General features: G+C 35.4%; 17 protein-coding genes. 6 read left to right on the plus strand and 11 right to left on the minus strand.

What is annotated here, in order from left to right:
• Positions 1-5: 5 nt before the first annotated feature.
• Positions 6-578: a 30S ribosomal protein S16 gene (locus B0A65_RS14570; RefSeq protein WP_074662696.1), complete on the minus strand. Its 573-nt coding sequence runs from the start codon at positions 576-578 to the stop codon at positions 6-8.
• A gap of 195 nt (positions 579-773) precedes the next feature.
• Here B0A65_RS14570 and B0A65_RS14575 point away from each other — a divergent pair, with 195 nt between their 5' ends.
• Together B0A65_RS14575 and B0A65_RS14580 are read left to right on the plus strand one after the other, a co-directional pair.
• Positions 774-1256 carry a DUF6252 family protein gene (locus B0A65_RS14575; RefSeq protein WP_074662699.1) on the plus strand — a complete coding sequence of 161 codons (483 nt, stop codon included), beginning with the start codon at positions 774-776 and terminating at the stop codon, positions 1254-1256.
• A 133-nt stretch (positions 1257-1389) separates the two neighbouring features.
• Complete coding sequence (locus tag B0A65_RS14580) at positions 1390-1749, plus strand: RNA recognition motif domain-containing protein (protein WP_026982652.1); 360 nt, start codon at positions 1390-1392, stop codon at positions 1747-1749.
• A 276-nt stretch (positions 1750-2025) separates the two neighbouring features.
• Here the strand turns inward: B0A65_RS14580 and leuB are convergent, their stop codons facing one another.
• The 5 genes from leuB to leuC form a co-directional block, all read right to left on the minus strand.
• Positions 2026-3087 (minus strand): 3-isopropylmalate dehydrogenase, encoded by a 1062-nt coding sequence (gene leuB / locus B0A65_RS14585; RefSeq protein ID WP_074662702.1) that lies wholly within the window; start codon positions 3085-3087, stop codon positions 2026-2028.
• Between the two features lie 247 nt (positions 3088-3334).
• Positions 3335-4855 (minus strand): alpha-isopropylmalate synthase regulatory domain-containing protein, encoded by a 1521-nt coding sequence (locus tag B0A65_RS14590; RefSeq protein ID WP_074662705.1) that lies wholly within the window; start codon positions 4853-4855, stop codon positions 3335-3337.
• Between the two features lie 44 nt (positions 4856-4899).
• Positions 4900-5688, minus strand: a complete 789-nt coding sequence (locus B0A65_RS14595) for a methyltransferase domain-containing protein (RefSeq protein WP_074662709.1) — start codon at positions 5686-5688, stop codon at positions 4900-4902.
• Between the two features lie 136 nt (positions 5689-5824).
• Entirely contained in the window at positions 5825-6421 is a 597-nt protein-coding gene (gene leuD, locus B0A65_RS14600) for a 3-isopropylmalate dehydratase small subunit (protein WP_026982656.1), read from the minus strand.
• 162 nt (positions 6422-6583) lie between these two features.
• Positions 6584-7978 carry a 3-isopropylmalate dehydratase large subunit gene (leuC, locus tag B0A65_RS14605; protein WP_074662712.1) on the minus strand — a complete coding sequence of 465 codons (1395 nt, stop codon included), beginning with the start codon at positions 7976-7978 and terminating at the stop codon, positions 6584-6586.
• A gap of 610 nt (positions 7979-8588) precedes the next feature.
• Between leuC and dnaE the strand changes: the two genes are divergently transcribed.
• The 3 genes from dnaE (at position 8589) to B0A65_RS14620 (ending at position 15022) form a co-directional block, all read left to right on the plus strand.
• Positions 8589-13127, plus strand: a complete 4539-nt coding sequence (dnaE, locus tag B0A65_RS14610) for a DNA polymerase III subunit alpha (RefSeq protein ID WP_074662715.1) — start codon at positions 8589-8591, stop codon at positions 13125-13127.
• A gap of 177 nt (positions 13128-13304) precedes the next feature.
• Positions 13305-14276 (plus strand): outer membrane beta-barrel protein, encoded by a 972-nt coding sequence (locus B0A65_RS14615; RefSeq protein ID WP_074662718.1) that lies wholly within the window; start codon positions 13305-13307, stop codon positions 14274-14276.
• Positions 14277-14404: 128 nt separating this feature from the next.
• Positions 14405-15022 (plus strand): hypothetical protein, encoded by a 618-nt coding sequence (locus tag B0A65_RS14620; RefSeq protein WP_074662837.1) that lies wholly within the window; start codon positions 14405-14407, stop codon positions 15020-15022.
• A gap of 77 nt (positions 15023-15099) precedes the next feature.
• On the opposite strand, the gene B0A65_RS14625 is transcribed toward B0A65_RS14620, so the two are convergent.
• The 4 genes from B0A65_RS14625 to B0A65_RS14640 form a co-directional block, all read right to left on the minus strand.
• Complete coding sequence (locus B0A65_RS14625; protein WP_074662721.1) at positions 15100-16089, minus strand: Gfo/Idh/MocA family protein; 990 nt, start codon at positions 16087-16089, stop codon at positions 15100-15102.
• 301 nt (positions 16090-16390) lie between these two features.
• Positions 16391-18499, minus strand: coding sequence for a prolyl oligopeptidase family serine peptidase (locus B0A65_RS14630; RefSeq protein ID WP_074662724.1), 2109 nt, complete (start codon positions 18497-18499; stop codon positions 16391-16393).
• 156 nt (positions 18500-18655) lie between these two features.
• Positions 18656-20863: a TonB-dependent receptor gene (locus tag B0A65_RS14635; protein WP_074662727.1), complete on the minus strand. Its 2208-nt coding sequence runs from the start codon at positions 20861-20863 to the stop codon at positions 18656-18658.
• 155 nt (positions 20864-21018) lie between these two features.
• Positions 21019-21372, minus strand: coding sequence for a hypothetical protein (locus B0A65_RS14640; protein WP_074662730.1), 354 nt, complete (start codon positions 21370-21372; stop codon positions 21019-21021).
• A gap of 189 nt (positions 21373-21561) precedes the next feature.
• On the opposite strand from B0A65_RS14640, the gene B0A65_RS14645 reads away from it, so the two are divergent.
• Entirely contained in the window at positions 21562-22299 is a 738-nt protein-coding gene (locus B0A65_RS14645; protein ID WP_317044613.1) for a porin family protein, read from the plus strand.
• Here the strand turns inward: B0A65_RS14645 and B0A65_RS14650 are convergent.
• Positions 22294-22899, minus strand: a complete 606-nt coding sequence (locus B0A65_RS14650) for a hypothetical protein (RefSeq protein WP_074662842.1) — start codon at positions 22897-22899, stop codon at positions 22294-22296. The genes B0A65_RS14645 and B0A65_RS14650 overlap by 6 nt on opposite strands.
• Positions 22900-23297: the final 398 nt, after the last annotated feature.

Consider the following 23297-nt stretch of genomic DNA (forward strand, 5'->3'; position numbering starts at 1 on the left):
TAAAATTATGCTTCAGTTGTTTCGTTATTTTCTTCAGCAGCAGGAGCTTCTTCAGTAGCAGCTTCCGCTTCAACTTCAGCAACTTCTTCTTCAACCGCAGGAGTTGCAGCAGCGATAGCATCAGCTTCAGCCTGAGCCGCAGCAGCTAAACGTTTAGCGTTAACTTCTTGTTCTGCTTTAAAAGCTTTAGCTTTAGCATCAGCTTGCGCTTTTGTTAAACCGTCTTTTTTAGCATCAACTTTTCCAGCTTTAGCATCTAACCAGGCAGCTAATTTAGCATCAGCTTGCTCTTGAGTTAAAGCACCTTTACGAATACCTCCATCAAGGTGGTGTTTCAATAAAGCACCTTTGTAAGAAAGAATTGCTCTTGCAGTATCAGTTGGTTGTGCACCATTGTGTAACCATTTTACAGCGCTATCAATGTTTAATTCGATAGTTGCAGGGTTTGTGTTTGGATTGTAAGTACCGATTTTCTCTAAGTATTTACCATCTCTTTTTGAGCGTGCATCTGCAGCTACAACCCAGTAAAAAGGTTTTTGTTTTTTACCGTGTCTTTGTAATCTAATTTTTACTGACATAATCTTATGATTAAATTTTGAGGTACTCGACCTCTGTTAATTAAGGGCGCAAAGATATAATTTTTTTATGAATTATGCGTTTCAAACAGTATTAAAAATATTTAAGATGAATTTTTGTCATTTTTCTAAGGTTTTAGATCCAAATTTTTAAATATTTATTTCAAATAAGGTACTTTTGCACCAAATTCATTCGATATGAAAAAAATCTTTTATTTTTTATCACTTCTTTTTGTCGTTACATCTTGTACCGAAGACATAAAATTCAATAATCCGGCTTTTCAAACCTTAAAAGATAATGTTTTTTGGAAGGGTATTGGCTATAAAGCCTACTCTGTAACCAATGGGAATATGGTTGTTGAAGGTACTTTAGGGTACGAAAAAGTGATTTTGCAAATACCGTCTCCTATAGTATCAACATACACTTTAGGAATCGATAATATTACAAAGGCATCTTATTCAAATACTTTTCCAGGACAATTAGCAGAATTTAGTACTGGAGAAGACAAAGGAAATGGTCAGATTGTGGTTACGGAATTCAATACGGAAACAAATACAATTTCGGGCACATTTAGATTTAGTGCCATTAATAAAGATGAAACTAATACTGAAAATCCTAAAGTTACTTTTACAGAAGGTGTTTTCTATAAAGTTCCTGTTGCTCGTACTATTGAATATTAAGTATTTATCTGCAATTGCTTGTTTTTAGTGAATTTTGCTTTTTTAAATCAAAATAAAAACATAAATAAACTAATATATAGTAGATTACGAAAAAATAAGACTACATTTGCTACATTATTATAAATAAGTACATATGAACATTTTTGTTGGAAGCCTTCCATTCAGTATTGAGGAAGCAGATTTAAGAGAGTCTTTCGAGGCTTACGGAGCAGTAGATTCAGTTAAAATCATTACTGATAAATTTACAGGAAGAAGCAAAGGTTTTGGTTTTGTTGAGATGCCAAACGACGCTGAAGCTCAAAAAGCAATTGATGAATTGAACGGAGCTACTGTTCAAGGTCGTGCAATTGTGGTTAATAAATCTGAACCGAAACCTGAAGGTGAAAGAAGAAGCTTCAATAATAACAGCCGTGGTGGAGATTCACGCGGAGGTTATGGTGGAGGAAACAGCCGTGGTGGAAATGACCGTGGTGGTAACAGAGGAGGATATTAATATTTTTTTCTAAATATATAAAAGGGATCAACGAAAGTTGATCCCTTTTTTTATGTGGTAAATAATTTTGTTTCAGGTTTATTTTGTTTCAGGTTTCAAGTTGGATAAACCTAAAACCTTTGTTTGTCCTTTTTAAGAATATTTTTCCGTAAAGATTCAGAAGTGAATCTAACGCAAAGGAAAGACGCATTTCTGTGCGCCTCTACATGAAATAAGATTAACTATAAGTTCAGGTTTCAGGTTCCAACAATAACTTGAAACCTGAAACAAATAAAACTATAGATTCGCTACCAACCAATCTCCAACTTCGCTGGTTTTGTATGCTTTTGATCCTTTTGGAGCTAAATCTTCAGTAACAATTCCTTGTTCTAATGATTTGTTTACAACTGCTCTAATCGCTTCAGCTTCATCTTTTAATCCAAAAGCATCTTCGAACATCATCGCTGCAGATAAAATAGTCGCTAACGGATTAGCAATATTTAATCCGGTTGCTTGTGGGTAAGATCCGTGGATTGGTTCGTATAAGGAAGTATGTTCTCCAACAGAAGCAGAAGGCATTAATCCCATAGAACCTGAAATTACAGAAGCTTCGTCAGTTAAAATATCTCCAAATAAGTTTTCTGTAATCAATACGTCATAAGAGTTTGGCCATTGCACCAAACGCATTGCAACAGCGTCAACAAATTCATATGAAACCGTAACTTCAGGATAATCTTTTTCCATTGCCTGAACTGTTTCTCTCCATAAACGGGATGTTTCCAATACGTTTGCTTTATCAACACAACAAAGTTTTTTACTTCTTGTCATCGCTAATTCAAAACCTTTTTTAGCTAAACGCTGAACTTCAGCTCTTGTGTAAACACAATTGTCAAAAGCAGTTTCTCCACCGTCTCTTCTTCCTTTTTCTCCAAAGTAGATTCCGCCAGTTAGTTCTCTTAAGAAAACCAAATCAGTTCCTTCGATTCTTTCTCTTTTTAAAGGAGAATTATCAATTAAAGAAGGGAAAGTAAATGTTGGACGTACGTTAGCGAACAACCCTAATTTTTTACGCATTAATAATAATCCCTGCTCCGGACGAACTGGTGCGCTTGGATCATTATCGTATTTTGGGTGACCAATTGCTCCAAACAAAACAGCATCGGCAGCCATACAAACTTCGTGTGTTTCATCAGGATAAGGAACTCCAACGGCATCAATTGCACAAGCTCCGGTTAAGGCTGGTGTCCAGGTTATTTCGTGATTGAATTTTTTTGCAATCGCATCAGATACTTTTACAGCTTCATTAATTACTTCTGGTCCGATTCCGTCACCGGCTAAAAGGGCTATGTTAAATTTCATTTTTTTTTAAGGTTCTAAGGTTCTGAGATACTAAGGTTCTAAGTTTTTTTTCTTAGTATGTGAGAATCTTTATTTATAATTTTTTTAAAGGTTCTAAGTTTCTGAGTTGCTAAGTTTCTGAGATTTTTTCTTTAGAGTCTTAGTAACTTGATGATAAATTACTTTTTTAAGGTTCTGATTCGTTAAGATTCTAAGCTCAAAGAAAAAATCTTAGAACCTTAGAACCTTAGCATCTTAGTACCTTAGACTAGGCAATTACATTCAACATCTTTTGCGTTGCAATAATCGCTGCAACCGTTTGATCTGAATCTAATCCTCTTGTTTTAAATTCTTTTTCGTTGTTTACCCAGGTAATGATTGTTTCGCATAAAGCGTCAGAACTACTTCCTGGTGGAATTCGTACTGCATAATCAATCAATTTAGGCAGTGTTAGTTTTTTGCTTTTGTAAATTTTGCCTAAAGCATTCATAAAAGCATCAAACTGACCGTCGCCCTGAGCACTTTCTTCAATGATTTCGTCATCAATTTTGAGAAGTAAAGTTGTTGAGGGACGCATCCCTTTTGAATGCATTAATACATATGATTCAATAGTAATTTTATCCTGATAAGTATGACTGTCCAGAACATCAGAAATAATGTATGGCAAATCTTCTTTGGTAACGGTTTCTTTTTTATCGCCTAATTCGATGATTCTTTGGGTCACCAATTTCAAATCTTCCTGATTTAATTTCAAACCTAATTCCTGAAGATTTTTCTCGATATTGGCTTTTCCAGACGTTTTTCCTAAGGCATATTTTCGTTTTCTTCCAAAGCGCTCCGGAAGAAGATCATTAAAATATAAATTGTTTTTATTATCTCCGTCAGCATGAATTCCGGCAGTTTGTGTAAAAACATTATCACCAACAATAGGTTTGTTAGCAGGGATTCTGTATCCTGTAAAAGTTTCTACCAGTTTGCTTACAGAATACAAAGAAGTTTCTTTGATATTGATACTAACTTCAGGTAAATAGTCATTTATAACGGCAACAGTACTTTCAAGAGGTGCATTTCCTGCTCGTTCTCCCATTCCGTTTACCGTTACGTGAAGTCCGTTTATGCCTGCTTTTACAGCTTCCATAACATTGGCGACACTTAAATCGTAATCGTTATGAGCATGAAAATCAAAATGAATTTGAGGATATCTTGCTCTGATTTTTGAAAGGAATTCGAAAGTCAGGGACGGAATTAAAACACCTAAAGTGTCGGGTAATAAAATTCTTTTAACGGGTTGCGTTGCTAAGAAGTCCAGAAATTGAAAAACATAATCAGGCGAATTTCTCATTCCGTTGCTCCAATCTTCTAGGTAAACATTGGTTTCAATATTATTTTCTTTTGCTAAAGCAATGATTTTCTCGATTTCAGAAAAGTGTTGTTCAGGAGTTTTTTTTAATTGGTGCGTTAAGTGATTCATTGAACCTTTGGTTAATAAATTTTGGACTTTGGCGCCTGCTTTTTTCATCCATTCTATGGAAACTCCTCCGTCTACAAACGAAAGAACTTCAATTCGGTTGATGTAACCTCGTTCTTCAGCCCAGGTTGTAATGCCTTTTACAGCTTGAAATTCGCCTTCGCTTACGCGGGCAGAAGCAATTTCGATTCGATCAATATTTAATTCCTCCAACAATAATTGTGCAATGGTCAATTTTTCTGCAGCAGAAAATGATACTCCAGACGTTTGTTCACCGTCACGAAGCGTCGTATCCATTATTTCAATTTTTCTTTTTTCCATATTGATTGTCTATATTTCTTTAAAAGTGAAATTATAGGTGTTTTTTATAGTTTTCCTCTCACTTCATTTAACTTCATCGTCATTGAAAGTGCTGAAGTTTCTATCCAATTATTATATTCTTCGATTGCCTTCAGTCTTAATTCTTCTTCCAGGTAGCCTTCTTCGACCATTTGTTTAGAACCTGCAACTTTAGACCAAATTCCTATTTTCGATTTAAAATCAGCATCTCCCTCATTGTAAACTTCATCTGAATTTATTTTTTCAATAGAATGAAAACCTGCTTCTTGTAATAATTGAGGCAGATCTTCGGCAATTTTATTATTCATTCCGGCATCAGCTCTCCATTTTAAAAAAGTGCTATAAAACTCCTGCATGCTTTCCGGAGGTAGCGGATTCCAGATTAAATTGCTGTGATCATAATCCAGAATTGATATTTGACCGTTAGGCTTCAATAATGATTTCATTTTTATCAAAGCTTCTTTCGGATTGCTTAACCATTGTAATGTCCTGGCGGAAACAATTAAGTCGAATTTTATATCTGGGTTGTAATCAAATAAATCAACCGCAATTAATTCTAAATTAGAAACTGATTGATAAGATTCCTGACCACTTTTGATGAAACTTTCTGTATTGTCGATCCCGATAACTTTTCCGTTTGGTCCAATATTATTTGCAATGTCTCTTGAAATTGAACCTGTTCCGCAGCCAATATCTAAAACGGTTATTCCGGGTTGTAAAATCTGAGTTAGATTTCTATAATTTTGGGCTAAATTTCTATCGTTGAATATTTTCGTTGCATTTTCGTCTCTTTCAATATGTTTATTGCCTTTCATTTACAAATAGGATTATTTTTAAAACTTATTTTTTTGTCGGATTCTTTTCTTAAATATTCTTTCGGCCGATTTCATTTAGAAAGACCCGACAAGCTTTGAAACCTGTCGGGCCTAATAGACTGAATGAGATTTCTTTTTAATAAGGAAGTTTATCGGCGAAAGCCACAATATCTTCTTTAATATTTTGTAGATAATCAATGTCATCAAAGCCATTAATCATGTTGTTCTTTTTATAACCGTTAATCGCAAAAGATTCAGATTGACCGGTTGCCAATAAAGTAATCGTTTGGTTTGGTAAGTTGATTTCTAATTCTGTTTTAGGATCAGCTTCGATGGCTTTGAAGATAGTATCAGCAAATTCAGGGCTAACCTGAACTGGCAAAACACCAATATTCAAACAGTTTCCTTTGAAGATGTCAGCAAAGAAACTTGAAACTACAGCTCTGAATCCGTAATCATAAACTGCCCACGCAGCATGCTCTCTCGAAGATCCTGAACCGAAGTTTTTTCCTCCAACAAGAATTTTTCCGCTATAAGTTGAATCATTTAAAACGAAATCAGCTTTTGGAGTATCATCTCCGTTATATCTCCAGTCTCTGAAAAGATTGTCTCCAAAACCTTCACGTTTTGTAGCTTTTAAGAAACGAGCCGGGATAATTTGATCTGTATCTACGTTCTCAATTGGTAGTGGCACAGCACTACTAGTAAGTATATTAAATTTATCGTATGCCATTTTAATTTTAGATTTTTGGATTTTAGATTTTAGATTTTTCTCGTTGTGATGAATTCCTAACCGCTAAAATTTTTGTATTAAATAATGTAAATGAATTTTTATTTGAAGAAATTTAGATGAAGATCACTCGCAACAAGAAATCTAAAATCTAAAATCTCCAATCTAAAATAACTCGCGCGGGTCTGTCAATTTTCCTGTAACAGCAGCAGCGGCAGCCATAATTGGACTCGCTAATAATGTTCTTGAACCAGGACCCTGACGACCTTCAAAGTTTCTGTTTGATGTACTTACTGCATATTTTCCAGCAGGAACTTTATCATCGTTCATTGCTAAACACGCTGAACATCCAGGCTGACGTAATACAAAACCAGCTTCAGTTAAAATATCTAAAATACCTTCTTCTTTAATTTGAGCTTCAACAACGTGAGAACCCGGAACTAACCAAGCGGTAACATTATCTGCTTTTTTTCTTCCTTTTACAATTTCAGCGAAAGCTCTAAAATCTTCAATACGTCCGTTTGTACAACTTCCTAAGAAAACATAATCAATTGGTTTTCCAATCATCACATCGTCTTCGTGGAAGCCCATGTAAGCTAAAGATTTCTTGTAAGTTTCGGCACCACCTTCAACTTGATTAGCGTTTGGAATATGTTTAGAGATACCAATTCCCATTCCAGGGTTAGTACCGTACGTAATCATTGGTTCAATGTCTGAAGCGTTGATATTTAATTCAGCATCAAAAACAGCATCAGCATCTGTTTTAAGTGTTTTCCAGTATTCAACAGCTTTAGTCCAGGCTTCTCCTTTTGGAGCATATAATCTTCCTTCAAGGAAATCAAAAGTTTTTTGGTCAGGAGCAATCATACCTCCACGAGCACCCATTTCGATACTTAGGTTACAAACGGTCATACGGCCTTCCATACTCATGTTTTCGAAAACATCTCCTGCGTATTCAACAAAATATCCAGTTCCTCCTGAAGTAGTTAACTGTGCAATAATATAAAGTGCAACGTCTTTTGGACCAACACCTTTGCTCAATTGACCGTTTACGTTGATACGCATTTTCTTTGGTTTTGGCTGCATGATACATTGTGTAGAAAGTACCATTTCAACCTCAGAAGTTCCGATACCAAAAGCAATAGCACCAAAAGCACCGTGAGTAGAGGTGTGTGAATCTCCACAAACAATAGTAGCACCTGGCAAAGTAATTCCGTTTTCAGGACCAACTACGTGTACAATTCCGTTTTTAATGTGACCTAATCCCCAGTGCGAAATTCCGTATTCGGCAGCATTATCTTCAAGTGCTTTAAGCTGATTTGCAGATAGCGCATCTTCAACTGGTAAATGTTGGTTTATGGTTGGTGTATTGTGATCTGCAGTTGCAAAAGTACGCTCTGGGTAAAGAACCTTAACGCCTCTGGCTTTTAATCCTAAAAAAGCAACAGGACTCGTAACTTCATGAATGAAATGACGGTCAATAAAAAACACATCTGGTCCATCTTCAATTTTACGCACTACATGTGAATCCCATACTTTGTCAAATAATGTCTTACTCATTTTTTATTTTTTTTAATTGTAATTTCTATAATCATAGCAATTTTCTGATAATAGCAAAACAAAAGTAAAAAAAGATACAAAGTGGTCAATTTCAATATTTCATTATATACGATACCCAAACTAAAATACAAATTGCGATTCGTATTTATACGTTTGTTTTTGGCCGGAAAAGGAATGATAAATCGCGTTTGTTTTTCTTTTTCAGATTAATTTTGACTGGATTGCTTTTAATTTTAATAGTTTGCAAATTTATCTTAAAATCAATATGAAATATAGTTTTTTGTTCTAAAAAATGTAACAAAATGAATAAAAATAGTAATAATTGTTAGTTTTTGATTCTTTTGCAGAATTTCAGAAGATGTTAATTAATATGATTTTGAAGGTTGAAAAATCAATTTAGAATGGATATTGGTAAGTTCGATTTTAATTCAAATACTACGACATCCAAGAAGTGTATTTTTATGAAAATTTATGAATTTTAAGAGAAAAATTGATTTGTTCATAAGAATGATTTTTTGGGAGGCGAGCGTTTTCTTTCTTCCAAAAAAAGACTAAATTTGAAGTTCAAATTTTTCATTTTCTAAAATTTGCAAATCCTTCAAAAACAATTATGTATTTAATATTCGATACCGAAACAACCGGATTACCAAAACGCTGGGATGCTCCAATAACCGATTCTGACAACTGGCCTCGTTGTATACAGATTGCGTGGCAGTTGCATGATGAAATGGGACAGCTTATTGAACACCAGGATTATTTGGTAAAACCAGACGGATTTAATATTCCGTATGATGCCGAACGTATTCACGGAATTTCGACTGAATTGGCTGAAGCCGATGGAATTACTTTGGAAGAAGTTTTGGAGAAATTCAATATCGCTTTAGGCAAAACCAAATTTATTGTAGGTCAGAATTTAGGTTTCGACGTTAATATTATGGGAGCTGAATTCCACAGAATGGGTGTGGATTCACCAATGAGTACGATGCCCGTTTTAGATACTTGTACCGAAGTTACGGCTTCGTTATTACAGCTTCCCGGAGGTCGTGGAGGAAGATTCAAATTGCCGACCTTAACTGAATTACACAGCTATCTTTTTAATAAACCTTTCGCGGAAGCGCACAATGCAACTGCCGACGTTGAGGCAACTACGCGTTGTTTTTTAGAATTAATTAGAAGAGAGGTTTTTACCAAAGAAGAATTAGATGTTCCGAAGGAATATTTCAAGGAATTTCAGGAAAGAAATCCGCAGGAATTTCCGTTAATCGGATTAAAACACATCAATTTAAAAGCGGCTTCTGACAAAATCAGGGAGCAAATAAAAGCTTTGCAATCTGATGATAAACAAACTACGGTTTCAGCATCAGACAGAGAAGACTTTAAAGCAGCCAAATATTCACACTTACACAATCATACGCAGTTTTCGGTGCTTCAATCGACTATAGGTATTGCAAATATTGTTGCAGCTACAGCCAAAAACGGAATGCCGGCCGTTGCCATGACCGATACCGGAAACATGATGGGCGCTTTTCACTTTGTGAGCGCTGTTATGAATCACAATAAAGCGGCTTCCGGAAAAAATAAGGCTTTGGTTGAAGCCGGTTCAGAACCTACTGAAACCGAAATAAAACCAATCGTAGGCTGTGAGTTTAATGTCTGCGACAATCACTTAGATAAAAGTAAAAAAGACAACGGAAATCAGGTTGTGTTATTAGCCAAAAATAAAGCCGGTTATCACAATTTGGCAAAAATGTCGTCGATCGCTTTTACAGAAGGATTTTATTATGTTCCGAGAATTGATCGAAATATCATCGAAAAATACAAAGGAGATATTATGGTTTTGTCCGGGAATTTGTATGGAGAAATCCAGAGTAAAATTCTGAACATCGGTGAAAACCAGGCCGAAGAAGCGTTGATTTGGTGGAAAGAACAATTTGGAGATGATTTTTATCTGGAAGTCATGCGCCACAATCAGGAAGATGAAAATCGAGTAAACAAAACCCTGATTGAGTTTTCTAAGAAACACAATGTCAAATTAATTGCGACCAATAATACTTATTATTTAAATAAAGAAGATGCCAATGCACACGATATTTTATTGTGTGTAAAAGATGGTGAAAAACAGGCAACGCCAATTGGCCGTGGTCGTGGTTACCGTTACGGACTGCCTAATCAGGAATACTACTATAAGTCGGAAGAAGAGATGAAAAAACTCTTTTCTGATTTACCGGAAGCTATTATCAACATTCAGGAGATTGTAGATAAAGTGGAAGGTTATTCGCTTTATCGTGATGTATTACTTCCAAAATTTGATATTCCGGAAGAATTTGTAGTTGTTGAAGATGAAGCTGATGGTGGAGTTCGAGGGGAAAATAAATATTTGCGCCACCTTACTATGGAAGGTGCCAAAAGAAGATATGGCGAAATAACCGAATCAATTCAGGAACGTTTGGATTTTGAGTTATTAACGATTTCAAACTCCGGATATCCGGGTTACTTTTTGATCGTTCAGGATTTCATCGCCGAAGCCAGAAACATGGACGTTTCGGTGGGACCGGGTCGTGGATCTGCTGCCGGTTCAGCGGTAGCCTATTGTTTAGGAATTACAAACATTGACCCGATTAAGTACGATTTGCTTTTTGAGCGTTTCCTTAATCCGGATCGTGTGTCCATGCCCGATATTGATATTGACTTTGATGATGAAGGTCGTGGTCGTGTAATGGATTATGTAATCAATAAGTATGGTAAAAATCAGGTTGCCCAAATTATTACTTATGGTAAAATGGCAACCAAATCAGCGATTCGTGATACGGCGCGTGTATTGGATTTACCCTTATTTGAAGCCGACAGAATCGCGAAACTGATTCCGGCAATGATGCCTTCTAAATGGAATTTGGCACGTTTTATTTCGGAGAACGAAGATGAGGTTAAAAAAGCGCTTCGTTCAGATGAATTTGATAATGTAAAAGAATTGATCGCCATTGCCCATGAAGGAGATTTGGCCGGAGAAACAATTCAACAGGCAAAAATTCTTGAGGGATCGATGCGAAATACCGGAATTCACGCCTGTGGGGTAATCATTACGCCTTCGGATATTACGAATTTCGTACCCGTTACAACAGCAAAAGATTCTGATTTATATGTAACACAGTTTGATAACTCGGTTGCTGAAAGTGCCGGATTGCTGAAAATGGACTTCTTGGGTCTGAAGACCCTTACCTTAATAAAAGATACCGTTAAACTGGTAAAATACAGAACAAATATTGATCTGGATCCCGATACATTTCCTATTGATGATCCTGAAACGTATGCACTTTTCCAAAGAGGAGAAACGGTTGGAATCTTCCAATACGAGTCACCCGGAATGCAGAAATACATGAAAGATCTGAAGCCTACGGTTTTTGGAGATTTAATTGCGATGAACGCCTTGTACCGTCCGGGGCCTTTAGAATATATTCCGTCTTTCGTTCGAAGAAAAAATGGTGATGAAGAAATAAAATACGATTTAGATGCCTGTGAAGAATATTTAGGAGAAACTTACGGGATTACGGTTTACCAGGAGCAGGTAATGCTTTTGTCGCAATCGCTGGCTGACTTTACAAAAGGTGAGGCTGACGTTTTGCGTAAAGCGATGGGTAAGAAACAAAAGGAAGTTCTGGATAAAATGAAGCCTAAGTTTGTTGAGCAGGCTTCGGCAAAGGGCCATGATGCAAAGGTTCTGGAGAAAATCTGGAAAGACTGGGAAGCTTTTGCAAGTTACGCCTTCAACAAATCGCACTCGACCTGTTATGCCTGGATTGCATACCAAACGGCTTATTTAAAAGCGCATTATCCAGCTGAATATATGGCAGCGGTACTTTCGAATAATATGAACGATATCAAACAGGTTTCGTTTTTTATGGAAGAATGTAAGCGAATGGGCTTAGAGGTTTTGGGTCCGGATGTAAATGAATCGTATTATAAATTTACGGTAAACGATAGCTATGCTGTTCGTTTTGGTATGGGAGCAATTAAAGGAGTGGGTTCCGGAGCTGTAGCCACAATTGTTGAAAACAGAAAAGACGGAAGATATAAATCGATTTTTGATTTGGCGAAACGTATCGATTTACGTGCTGCCAATAAAAAAGCGATTGAAAACTTAGCTTTAGCAGGAGGTTTTGACTCTTTTGAAGGAACAACCAGGGCGCAATATTTTCATGATGATGGTGATGGAATTACCTTTTATGAAAAAGCGATACGTTACGGATCAAAATTTCAGGAAAATGAGAATTCATCACAGGTAAGCTTATTTGGTGAAACCAGTGAGGTGCAAATCGCTGAGCCTGTTGTGCCTCCATGTGAAGACTGGAGTACAATGGAAAAATTGGCCAAGGAAAAGGAAGTGGTGGGAATTTATATTTCAGGACATCCTTTGGACGATTTTAGATTTGAGATGAAATACTTCTGCAACGCCCGATTGGAAGCGCTGAAAAGTATGAATGAATATGTGGGGAAAAATCTAAATTTTGCCGGAATCATTAACAATGTACAACATCGTGTGGCCAAAAACGGAAAAGGCTGGGCGGTATTTAATTTAGAAGGATATGATGAAAGTTATGAGTTTAAGATTTTTGGTGAAGAATACCTGAAATTCCGTCATTTCCTGATTCAGAATAACTTTGCTTATTTGAAAATTTTAATAAAAGACGGCTGGGTAAATCACGATACAGGTAAAAAGTCTGATCCGAGACTGACGTTTGTTGAGGTTCGACAATTACAGGATGTATTAGAGGCTTTTGCTAAAAAATTGATTTTGCTATTGAATATTAAAGATCTGCAAACTGATTTCATTCATACACTGAGTCATTTGTTTAATGCCTATAAAGGAGATAATTCTGTGACTTTTGAGATCATGGAATTAGAAAAAATAAAACGTTTGGTTGCCGTTGAAACTAATGCTGATTTTGAAGAAAGCGAAGATGCAGTTTTTGTAGATGAAAGTGAAGATGCAGATTCTCCGATGGAAGAAACCAAAATACAAGAGGTAAAAGAAGTTGAAGAAATAAAAGTAGTAACCAAACTGACTATGCCGAGCAGAAGATTGAAAGTGAGAATTTCGACTGAGTTATTGCAGGAATTAGAAAAACTTCAGATAAATTTTAAGCTGAATTAAATTTTAACAGTTAAAATTTAGAATTATGTAAAATTTTTATGTTAAAAATATGCATGCATAATAGTTTTTTAGTAATATTGCCCGAAATTACAACGATTTCGTACCAAGTCTAACTTTGCGAACTAAAAGAATATGTTAAAATATTTTATGTTTGCATAAATTAATTAAATCAGAATTATGAAAAAGAACCTATTTTTACTAGGATTATTAGTTTGCTCTATGGCCACAATGGCGCAAACAGAAAAAGCAGATAAACCAGAAAGCTGGTATTTTAAATTGGGTGGATCTTATTTCAACCAAACTGCTTCGACAGAATTTCCTGTTGTTGGAGGTCAATTGCCAAACAGAGATGTTTATGAAGGTACCTTAGCAAATAATAAATTAGTTTCTAGAGAAGGTATTACAGGCTCTTTTGGACAAGGTTTCAGATCTGGAATCACAGCTGGTTACCGTTTTTCTACACGTTTAGGAGTTGAGATGGCTGCAAATTACTATGTTAGTAATACTAAAACGATGGCACAAACTACAAACAGACTTATTTCATATAATCCAGCAACTAGCCCGGCGGCTACTTATTTAAGTTTTACTGCTGAAGGAGAAATTAAAGCTTTTGATTTAGCTCCTGCACTTGTAATGTTTTTAGGTGAAGCTCATGGTTTTGAACCTTATACTAAAGTTGGTATTATTGTTCCAATTCACGGTACATTAGACATTAAAACAGATAGACAATACTCTACTTTCGTAGGTGCGAATCAAGTTGCTTCAACAAACGCTTATTCAGAGGATGTTGTTAAACCTAATCCTTCACTTGGTTTTATGGCTTCTATTGGTACTTCTTATAAATTAGGAAAACATATTTCAGCTTTCGCAGAAATAGAATACCGTAATTTTACAGTACATGGTAAAACTAAAGAAACTGAAGTATATACTGAAAATGGTGTAGATAAATTAAATACTGCAACTACTTTCCGTCCTGATGCATCATATTCTGCAAGTCATACTAAATATGTTGAAACAATCAATTCGACTTCAAATAGTAAAGTAACTAATGCAGCTGGTTTTGATAATACTAAAGCTACTGATGATGTTAGTACATATGTTGGAATCTCTGGTTTAGGATTAACTTTAGGTCTTAAATACAGCCTATAATTCTAAAGAAATTTATAGTTTATAAAAAGAGGATATTCGAAAGAGTATCCTCTTTTTTTACGTCTTTCCGTAATGAAATGTCTTTTATAAATTATAGTTTAGGCGCCAATTACTTAATACATATTTTAATGAAGAAAATTACTTTTGTCATCCTTTTTTTAAGTGTAATACATTTTATCCAGGGTCAGGAAAAAGGAAAGTTTAGATTTGGTTTAGATGCCGGTTTAGTCGCAGGTGCAGCTGGTGGAGGTGGTGGAACATTTGTAATAGAACCTAAATTTAATTTAAAAGATAATTTAAATGTTGGACTCCGCTTTGAGGGAGCTGGAATGTTTAAAGATTTATATTATATTGATGCGGAAAGAGATAATTATAATACTACAGAAATGGTAAGTTTTTCTTTTTTAGCAACGTCTGATTATTATTACGCTATAAAAAAGGAAGGACGTGGATCATTTGCACCCTTTGTTGGAGGAGGTTTAGGAATTTACAAAGTTTCAAATGTATATTATACGGCTGAGCAGCTTGATGCTAATAATTCTCATAATACCAAAGCAAGCTCAGTTTTTGGAGGAATGCTTCGTACGGGTTTTGAATGGAGAAAGTTTAGATTGACAGCAGAGTATAATTTTGTTCCGAAAACAGATTTGCAAGATTATTATGGAAATGTAATAGGTGAGGAGAAAAATAGCTATTTTGGATTGACTATTGGCTTTTACTTAGGTGGAGGAAAATGGCGTAGGTAAAATTCATCGATAAAAAATAAAAAACCTTTGAGGCATCATTCGCTTCAAAGGTTTTTTTGTTAGTATTTTGAACGAAACTATAAATTCCTAAACTCGTTCAAAACTTCATCAATAACCCAAGTTGTTCTGGCTGCAGAAGTTCCTTTTGACGGATTTACACCTTCATTGCCTAAAAGTTCTGCAACAACAGTTTCAATTAAGGGTTGTTGAATATGAAGCGGATTTTCAATCGTAATACTTTCTTTTTCTCCATTTACATATTGTACATGAATAGGATCATTTCCGAAAGTTGAAAAGGATATTTTGCCTTTGTCGCCTACAATTTCAGTATTGTCATAACGTTCAAAACTGGCAAAGTTCCATAAGCCTGTTCCGTGAATTCCGTTTTCAAATAGAAAGGACATCGAAACCGAATCTTCGGCCGGATACGCTTTAAGCTGAGAGCTTGCATGCCCGCGAACCGATTTAATCGGGCCTAAAACAAAATCAAGGAAATCCAAGGTATGACAGGCTAAATCGACAAATATTCCACCACCTGAAATATGCGGTAAAACGGTCCAGGGCAAATTGATTTCGTCATCATAACGTTCTTCAAACGGATGATATAAAACGCAATTTACATGTCTTACAGTTCCAATTTTATTCTGATCGATTAGTTCTTTTATTTTTAAGAATCGTGGTAAACTTCTTCTATAATAGGCTACAAATAATGGAACATTGTGTTCTTTGCAAACGCTGATCATCTCATTACATTCTTCAAATGTCAGTGCCATTGGTTTTTCTACATACACCGGCTTTCCTGCTTTGGCGCATAAAATAGTGTATTCTTTATGAGATGATGGAGGAGTCGCGATATAAACTGCATCAACTTCGGGATCGTTGATCAGATCAATTGCATTCGAATACCATTTTGGTACATTATGACGTTTGGCATAATCTTCGGCAAGTTTGGCATCTCTTCGCATTACAGCAACTAGTGCTGAATTTGGCGTTTTTTGAAAGGCAGGACCACTTTTAACTTCAGTTACATTTCCACAGCCTATAATTCCCCATTTTATGATTTTCATTTTTTCATTTTTTATTTAATTCAAATTTAAGAGAAAAAAAGTTAGCCACGACCCGAGCGATAGCGAACAGGCGAAGCAATTCACGAATTTTTTTTCACGCTCCCGATAGCTATCGGGATAAAAAAGATTTAAGCAGATACACACAGATTTTTTTTTCTTTTAAAATCAAATTAATCTGCCTAAATCTGCAGAATCTGCGTGAAACAAATTCTAGGCAGCCGTAAAAAAAATAGCCACGAATTCACGAATTAAAATCAATATTAATTCGTGAATTCGTGGCTAAAAAAACTTAAACTTTACTTTACTTTTTCGGCAAAGAAGTAAAGCCCATATTATAAAGCGTGAACGCCTGTACATCTACATTTTCCTGAATGCTTGCTGCAACAGATTTCCCAGCTCCGTGACCTGCTTTTACATCAATACGAATTAAAACAGGATTATCACCCGTTTGTTTTTCCTGTAATTCAGCAGCAAATTTAAAACTGTGTGCAGGAACAACGCGGTCATCATGATCACCAGTTGTTACCATTGTTGCCGGATATTTAACTCCGGCTTTTACATTTTGAACTGGTGAATAACCTTTTAAGTATTCAAACATTTCTTTGTTATCCTGAGCAGTTCCGTAATCGTAAGCCCATCCTGCACCGGCAGTAAAAGTATGGTAACGCAACATGTCCATTACACCCACAGCAGGCAGTGCTACTTTCATTAAATCCGGACGTTGCGTCATTGTAGCTCCAACCAATAAACCTCCATTAGAACCTCCACGAATGGCTAAGAAATCGGATGAGGTATATTTTTGAGCGATTAGGTATTCGCCGGCAGCGATAAAATCGTCAAATACGTTTTGTTTCTGCAATTTTGTTCCGGCATCATGCCATTTCTTTCCGAATTCACCACCACCTCTTAAATTGGCCACGGCATAAACACCTCCGTTTTCCATCCAAACGGCATTTGCAATACTAAAAGCAGGCGTTAAACTGATATTGAATCCACCATAACCGTAAAGAATTGTTGGGTTTTTACCATTTAATTTTAAGCCTTTTTTATAGGTAATAATCATCGGAATTTTAGTTCCGTCTTTTGAAGTATAGAATACTTGTTTTGATTCGTAATCTTCACTTTTGAAATCAACTACCGGTTTTTGATAAATTTCAGATTTGCCAGATTTTGGTTCCAATGAATAAATCGTTCCCGGAGTAGTGTAGTTGGTAAAACTGTAATACAGCGTTTTTTCGTGTTTTTTTCCTCCAAATCCACTAGCAGTTCCTACTGCCGGAAGTTTGATCTCACGAACTAATTTCCCATTATAATCATATTGTTGTACAAACGAAACGGCATCTTTAGTGTAGTTGGCAAAAAAGTATCCGCCACCTGTTGAAGGAGATAAAATGTTCTGCGTTTCTTTAATGAAATCTTTCCAGTTTTCTGGTTTTGGGTTGCTCACATCTACAGTAACCACACGTTTGTTTGGAGCGTTTAAATCGGTTTCGATAAACAGTTTGTTTCCTTCATTTTCAATAATGGAGTTATCGCTGTTAAAATTGTCTACAATAGTCACAATCGGACTGTTTGCAACCGTTAAATCTTTAATATAAAGTTCGTTTCCGTAAGTAGAATTCGATGCTGAAATCACTAAAAAATGATCGTCTTCCGTAACATATCCGCCAACATATCTTCTTTTTTGCTCTGCTCCAAAAATAAGTTTATCGTCTTTTTGAGAAGTTCCCAGTTTATGGAAATACAATTTATGCTGATCTGTCTTCGCAGATAATTCACTTCCTTTTGGTTTGTCGTAACTTGAATAATAAAATCCTTCGTTACCATGCCATGAAATTCCGCTGAATTTTACATCAACCAAAGTGTCTTCTAAAACTTTTTTAGAAAGGGCATCAATGATAATAACTTTTCTCCAGTCGCTTCCGCCTTCAGAAATGGCGTAAGCTGCCTTTGATCCGTCTTTAGAAAAATCCAATCCGCCAAGAGAAGTTGTTCCGTCTTTAGAGAAAGTGTTTGGATCTAAGAAAACCTCTTCTTTTCCATCAGTACCTTTTCTGTAAATAACTGACTGATTTTGAAGGCCGTTATTTTTAGAATAATAGGTATATTTCCCTTCGGTAGAAGGAGCACTTATTTTTTCAAAATTCCAAAGTGTTTCCATTCGTTTTTTTAGCTCATCACGAAACGGAATTTTATCCAAATAGCTATAAGTAACTTTGTTTTCAGCTTGTACCCAGGCTCCGGTTTCGGCAGATTTATCATCTTCAAGCCAACGATACGGATCGCTTACTTTTGTGTCGAAATACACATCGACAGTTTCACCTTTTTTAGTTTCCGGATATTGAATTTTATTTTGTCCAAATGAAATTCCTGCAGTTGTAATAGCCATTATAAGAAATGTTTTTTTCATAGGTTAAGTTGTAGGTTGTATCAAAAATAGTGGTTTTTGTGAAGATATAAAATTTAACCGCAAAGAGCGCCAGGAAATTACGCAAGGTTCGCAAAGCTTTATTTAAACTTTGCGAACCTTGCGTAAAACACTTTGCGAACTTTGCGGTTAAGTATATTACAGATTAAAGTTAATTCCCAAAACGATGTTTCTTCCAATATTCGGAATACCATCTGTTTTTAATCTTGAAAGATGCGCAATATATTCTTTATCGAATAAGTTGTTTCCATTAAGGTTTACATCAAAAGCAGTTTTGCCCAATTTCACCGTTCCTCCAAAACCTAAATTCACTAAAGTATAGCCTTTTGAAGCTGTTTCAAAACCACTCACATTATCTTGTTTAAAAGTGGAAGAAACATTTAAAGTAGCAAAACCTTCCTGAAGCCAATCTTTAATTTTAAATTCGGTTCTAATGGTATTATTCCAGTTATTAGCGGGAATTAAAGGCAAATAATCTTTGTTGTCTTTTTTACCCGTCACCGTTTCAAAACTAGTTTCAAAATGCAACCAGTCTAACGGATGTGGGTGAAAGTGCAATCCGGCTTCACCTCCATATAATTGTGCATTATCCTGCACGTAGGCAAAAACGTTATTGTCATCAATAACATCTCCGGTTGGTGAAGTATAAATATAATTGTTTATGTGATTGTAAAATCCGTTTACGAAGAATTCAAAATGCGAATTTTTATATTCTAAGTTTAAATCGGTCTGAACGTTTTGCTCCGTTTTTAAATCAGCATTACCAATTTCGTAACGATTGGTTCCTTCGTGAACTCCGTTTGAAGTTAATTCGGCTAAATTTGGCGCTCTAAATCCTGTCGCAACATTCAATCGAAGCGTTAAAGGCTCTGCTAATTTGGTTTTATATCCCAAAGAAGCATTAAAACTGTCGAAAGATCGGTCTAAAGCCTGAAAATATCCTTCTTCGCCAGCAATTCCGTGTTCTTCAGCTGTTATATTTCGATTGTCAAAACGCAATCCGGCTTGCAAAACACTATTGTTCCATTCGTAGTTGGCTGTTCCAAAAACACCAATATCGTTTGTTGTGGCATTCGGAATCAAATATTCTTCACCAAAATTAGTATTTGTCTGATGCATTCCCTGAACGCCCAGAATCGTTTCAATTTTGCCCATTTTCGCAAAATGATATTTCGCGTTGTAATTGAAAGTATTCAATTTCATTCTTAAAGAAGCGTCATTGCTGTCTTCAAATTCGCTTCGGTCATTGGCAATATAGCCTAAATCAACATCTAATTTTGAATTTTCAAAAAAGATTACGTTGTTTAAACTCAACAAATGATTGAAGATTCCCTGTCTTGGAAACATGGTGTTTTTGCTTGAAGACTGCTCGCCAATTCCATCTTCAGGAATTCCAAGATCCAGTTTATTGTAGTTGTATCGCAATACACTCGAGAAACTTGAATTGCTGTATCCAATTCCCGTTTTAAAATCGGTTTCGTTATAACGAGAATTGGTTACGCGGTCACCATCGGCAATTTTATAATCTGAGTGTGTATTGAAACTTCCACGAGCCAGAAATTTCCAATTATCGGTAGAAGTTTTTAATCCAATAGAAGAATTGCTTCCTTGTGTATTGGTAAAATATTTTTGACTGAAGTTAGCTTTGAAAGTATTCGCGTCAGCAAATTTTTCAGGATTAAAATACAATACACCCCCAAGAGCATCAGAACCATATAATAGAGAAGCCGGTCCTTTGATAACTTCAACACTTTCGATTCCGGCATCGTTTAAACCTAATCCATGTTCGTCTCCAAACTGTTGATTTTCGATACGTACACCTTGAGAATAAACCAAAACACGATTACCGCTCAAACCACGAATAACCGGTTTTCCGATAGAGGTTCCTGTTGAAATTTGAGAAACTCCCGGAATTGTTGCCAAACCTTCAATTAAAGTAGAAGTTCCTTTTTGCTGTAAAGTTTTGATGCTTTCATGCTCGACTTTCATTACGTTTTGCGATTGCAATTTGTTGAAAGGAGTAGAAACTACAACTTCATCCATTTCAAAAACAGATTCTGAAAGTATGATGTCTAAAGTGTTTTCTTTTAATAATTTAGCGATAGTTTTGTTTTGAGTGGTAAAACCAACAAAAGTAAAAGCCACCCTAAAACTTCCGTTAGGAAGATTGGTAAATTCATATTTTCCGTTTGCATCTGTGGTTGTTCCCTTATGTAATTCAGGTGCATAAACAGATACGCCAGGCAGCGGTTGATTCTGAAGGTCAGTTACGGTTCCTGTAACAGTATTTTGAGCAGAAAGTAGGCTCGAAAACCCTAAAATAAGGGCAAGTATAATTTTTTTCATTTGAAAATGATGCTATAGTTTAATTGATTTTTCTTGAGAATAAAAAACAGCAATCAAAGTAAACTTGCCAATCCTGATAAGTCTCAAGATGGAAAATTTATTTTTCTTCGGATTTTATAAATAAGAATTTGGTTTTATTTCGAGTAGTACGAAATCTAAGAAACTATAGCAGCTGGGGGACCTCGTAGTAAATAAGCACTTCCTGAAAACGAAAAAACATTTTCAGAGATAGTAAAGAAATAAGGGATTTCTTTGTGAAAAGTGCGAAACTGAAAAGCAAAATCTTCAGGAAGAATATAACTTCCAAAAGCAAAATGACAAACGTAACACAAATCATAATTATGATGTTGATGCGTTATTTCGCCACTTGGATCACTATAATCGTGGTGACATTGTTTTTCTGAAAGTTGCTTTACAATATGCTCATAACTGTGTATCGACTGAAACAATATTGAGAACAATACTGTCAGCGCTAAAGAAACACTTAATAGGAGCTGCTTTTTTTTCATGCACTACAAAGGTATAAAAGAGCAATGGAAAATCGGCTCATTTTTTGGATTCTGTTCCTGTTTTGTTGAAAAAAGTGCAACAAATAGCTTTATTCGTCGGGAAAAAGAGAATAATTGCTTTCAAATGATATCCTGAACTGGCATTATATTATATTTGTGTAAAATAAATCAATACTAAAAAACGTTTATTTGAGAACCACTTTAAAACCAAAATACGATATGCGATTCCTTTTAAGTTGTTTGTTTTTAGTTTCGTTTTTCAATGCTTTTTCGCAGGAAGAAGTGAAACCTGAAATAAAACCAGTGGTTAAAATTGACTCCTTATATCGTGAAGATCAGATTTATTTTACGATAACCTATAATCTTTTGGTTCAGGGGCCTCCGGGTTTAAAACAAGATAAATTTTCTGCCGGATTTTCAGGAGGTTTTTTACGTGATTTTCCGATCAATAAAAAAAGAACTTTCGCCATAGCACCTGGTTTAGGAGTAAGCTATCAAAACTATTATCAAAATTTGACCGTTTCACAGTCCGGCGACGGATCAATAATTTATGGCGTAAATGATTACGGAGAATTTGTATCGAACAGGTTTAGACAATTTTCAGTTGATTTACCAATAGAATTCAGATGGCGAAATTCGACTTTTGAAAGCACTAAATTCTGGAGAATTTATACGGGAATAAAATTTAGCTATGTTTTTGCTGCTAAATCTGTTTTGAAAGATGGAGAAACCACTTATAAAATTAAGGATAATCCGGATTTGAATGATTTCCAATACGGAGCTTACATTTCCGCAGGATACAATACCTGGAATATCTATGCTTATTATGGTTTAAATCCGTTATACAAATCTAATGTTAAGACAATAAGTGGTGAAAGTGTAAGTATGAGGACATTAAATCTCGGACTGATTTTCTATATCCTATAACCACAAATATAAAAACAATAACTGCGGTAAGACACCCAGTAATAAACCGATCATTACTTCTTTTGGCGTGTGAGCATCCATTTCTAATCTTGACGAAGCAACAACTCCGGTCATTAAAATTAGAAAAGCACCCCAATACGGATTTTGCATTTGTAAATGAATGTTTAAGCCGATTGCAAAAATGGTTAAACCGCTGATCGCCATCGTATGCAAACTTGCCTTTATTTTAAAAAGCGAACCTATCAAAGCTAAAATTGTACTGAATAACGCACCCAGAAAAAAGAAATGAAGTTCAGGATAACGTGCAATCACAATACTTCTTTTGACCAGAAGAATATATAAAAAACACTGCAAAATAAGTGGAATTTTACGTTGTGACGTTTCAGGAACCATGACAGAATTTACGTGTCCTGTTGAACGAAGTAACAAGAAAAACAAGACCGGAACCACTATAGTAATGATTAGAATCTGGAACAACACATAATATTTCTCCTGATTGGTAAAAATATCTCCCTTGCAAAAAAGATAAAATAAAGTAGCATACATCGAAATAAAAATCGGATGTAGTATATAAGAGAATAAGGGAAGTATCTTTTTCAAAACGCTATATTTTGTGGTATTCAACAAATATAATAATGTTTTTTACCACGAATTACACAAATTTTCACAAATTATTTTTAAAAAATTTTAATCTGCATGAAAAATAATTCGTTGATGCATGGCTGTGTTTTTACCACAAATTGCACAAATTACACAAATTACACAAATTTAATTATTGGAAAATCGTTTAATTCGTGGTAATCTTTTAATCTGTGCTTAACTTTTAATCGAATAATTAGCGAAAATTCGTGCAATTTATGGTGCCTATTTGTCTCACTCAAAATCTGCCTGAATCTGCTTATATCTTTTTCATCTGCTTGCAAAATAATTCGTGAATTGCTTCGCCTGTTCGCTATCGCTCGGGTCGTGGCTATTTTTAGTCATAAGAATTAGCGAAA

The sequence above is a fragment of the Flavobacterium frigidimaris genome (assembly GCF_002217275.1).
Classification (GTDB): Bacteria; Bacteroidota; Bacteroidia; order Flavobacteriales; family Flavobacteriaceae; genus Flavobacterium; species Flavobacterium aquidurense.

Coding starts and splice junctions, on each gene's coding strand:
- B0A65_RS14570 (WP_074662696.1), bottom strand. CDS start 578: ATGTCAGTAAAAATTAGATTACAAAGACACGGTAAAAAACAAAAACCT.
- B0A65_RS14575 (WP_074662699.1), top strand. CDS start 774: ATGAAAAAAATCTTTTATTTTTTATCACTTCTTTTTGTCGTTACATCT.
- B0A65_RS14580 (WP_026982652.1), top strand. CDS start 1,390: ATGAACATTTTTGTTGGAAGCCTTCCATTCAGTATTGAGGAAGCAGAT.
- leuB (WP_074662702.1), bottom strand. CDS start 3,087: ATGAAATTTAACATAGCCCTTTTAGCCGGTGACGGAATCGGACCAGAA.
- B0A65_RS14590 (WP_074662705.1), bottom strand. CDS start 4,855: ATGGAAAAAAGAAAAATTGAAATAATGGATACGACGCTTCGTGACGGT.
- B0A65_RS14595 (WP_074662709.1), bottom strand. CDS start 5,688: ATGAAAGGCAATAAACATATTGAAAGAGACGAAAATGCAACGAAAATA.
- leuD (WP_026982656.1), bottom strand. CDS start 6,421: ATGGCATACGATAAATTTAATATACTTACTAGTAGTGCTGTGCCACTA.
- leuC (WP_074662712.1), bottom strand. CDS start 7,978: ATGAGTAAGACATTATTTGACAAAGTATGGGATTCACATGTAGTGCGT.
- dnaE (WP_074662715.1), top strand. CDS start 8,589: ATGTATTTAATATTCGATACCGAAACAACCGGATTACCAAAACGCTGG.
- B0A65_RS14615 (WP_074662718.1), top strand. CDS start 13,305: ATGAAAAAGAACCTATTTTTACTAGGATTATTAGTTTGCTCTATGGCC.
- B0A65_RS14620 (WP_074662837.1), top strand. CDS start 14,405: ATGAAGAAAATTACTTTTGTCATCCTTTTTTTAAGTGTAATACATTTT.
- B0A65_RS14625 (WP_074662721.1), bottom strand. CDS start 16,089: ATGAAAATCATAAAATGGGGAATTATAGGCTGTGGAAATGTAACTGAA.
- B0A65_RS14630 (WP_074662724.1), bottom strand. CDS start 18,499: ATGAAAAAAACATTTCTTATAATGGCTATTACAACTGCAGGAATTTCA.
- B0A65_RS14635 (WP_074662727.1), bottom strand. CDS start 20,863: ATGAAAAAAATTATACTTGCCCTTATTTTAGGGTTTTCGAGCCTACTT.
- B0A65_RS14640 (WP_074662730.1), bottom strand. CDS start 21,372: ATGAAAAAAAAGCAGCTCCTATTAAGTGTTTCTTTAGCGCTGACAGTA.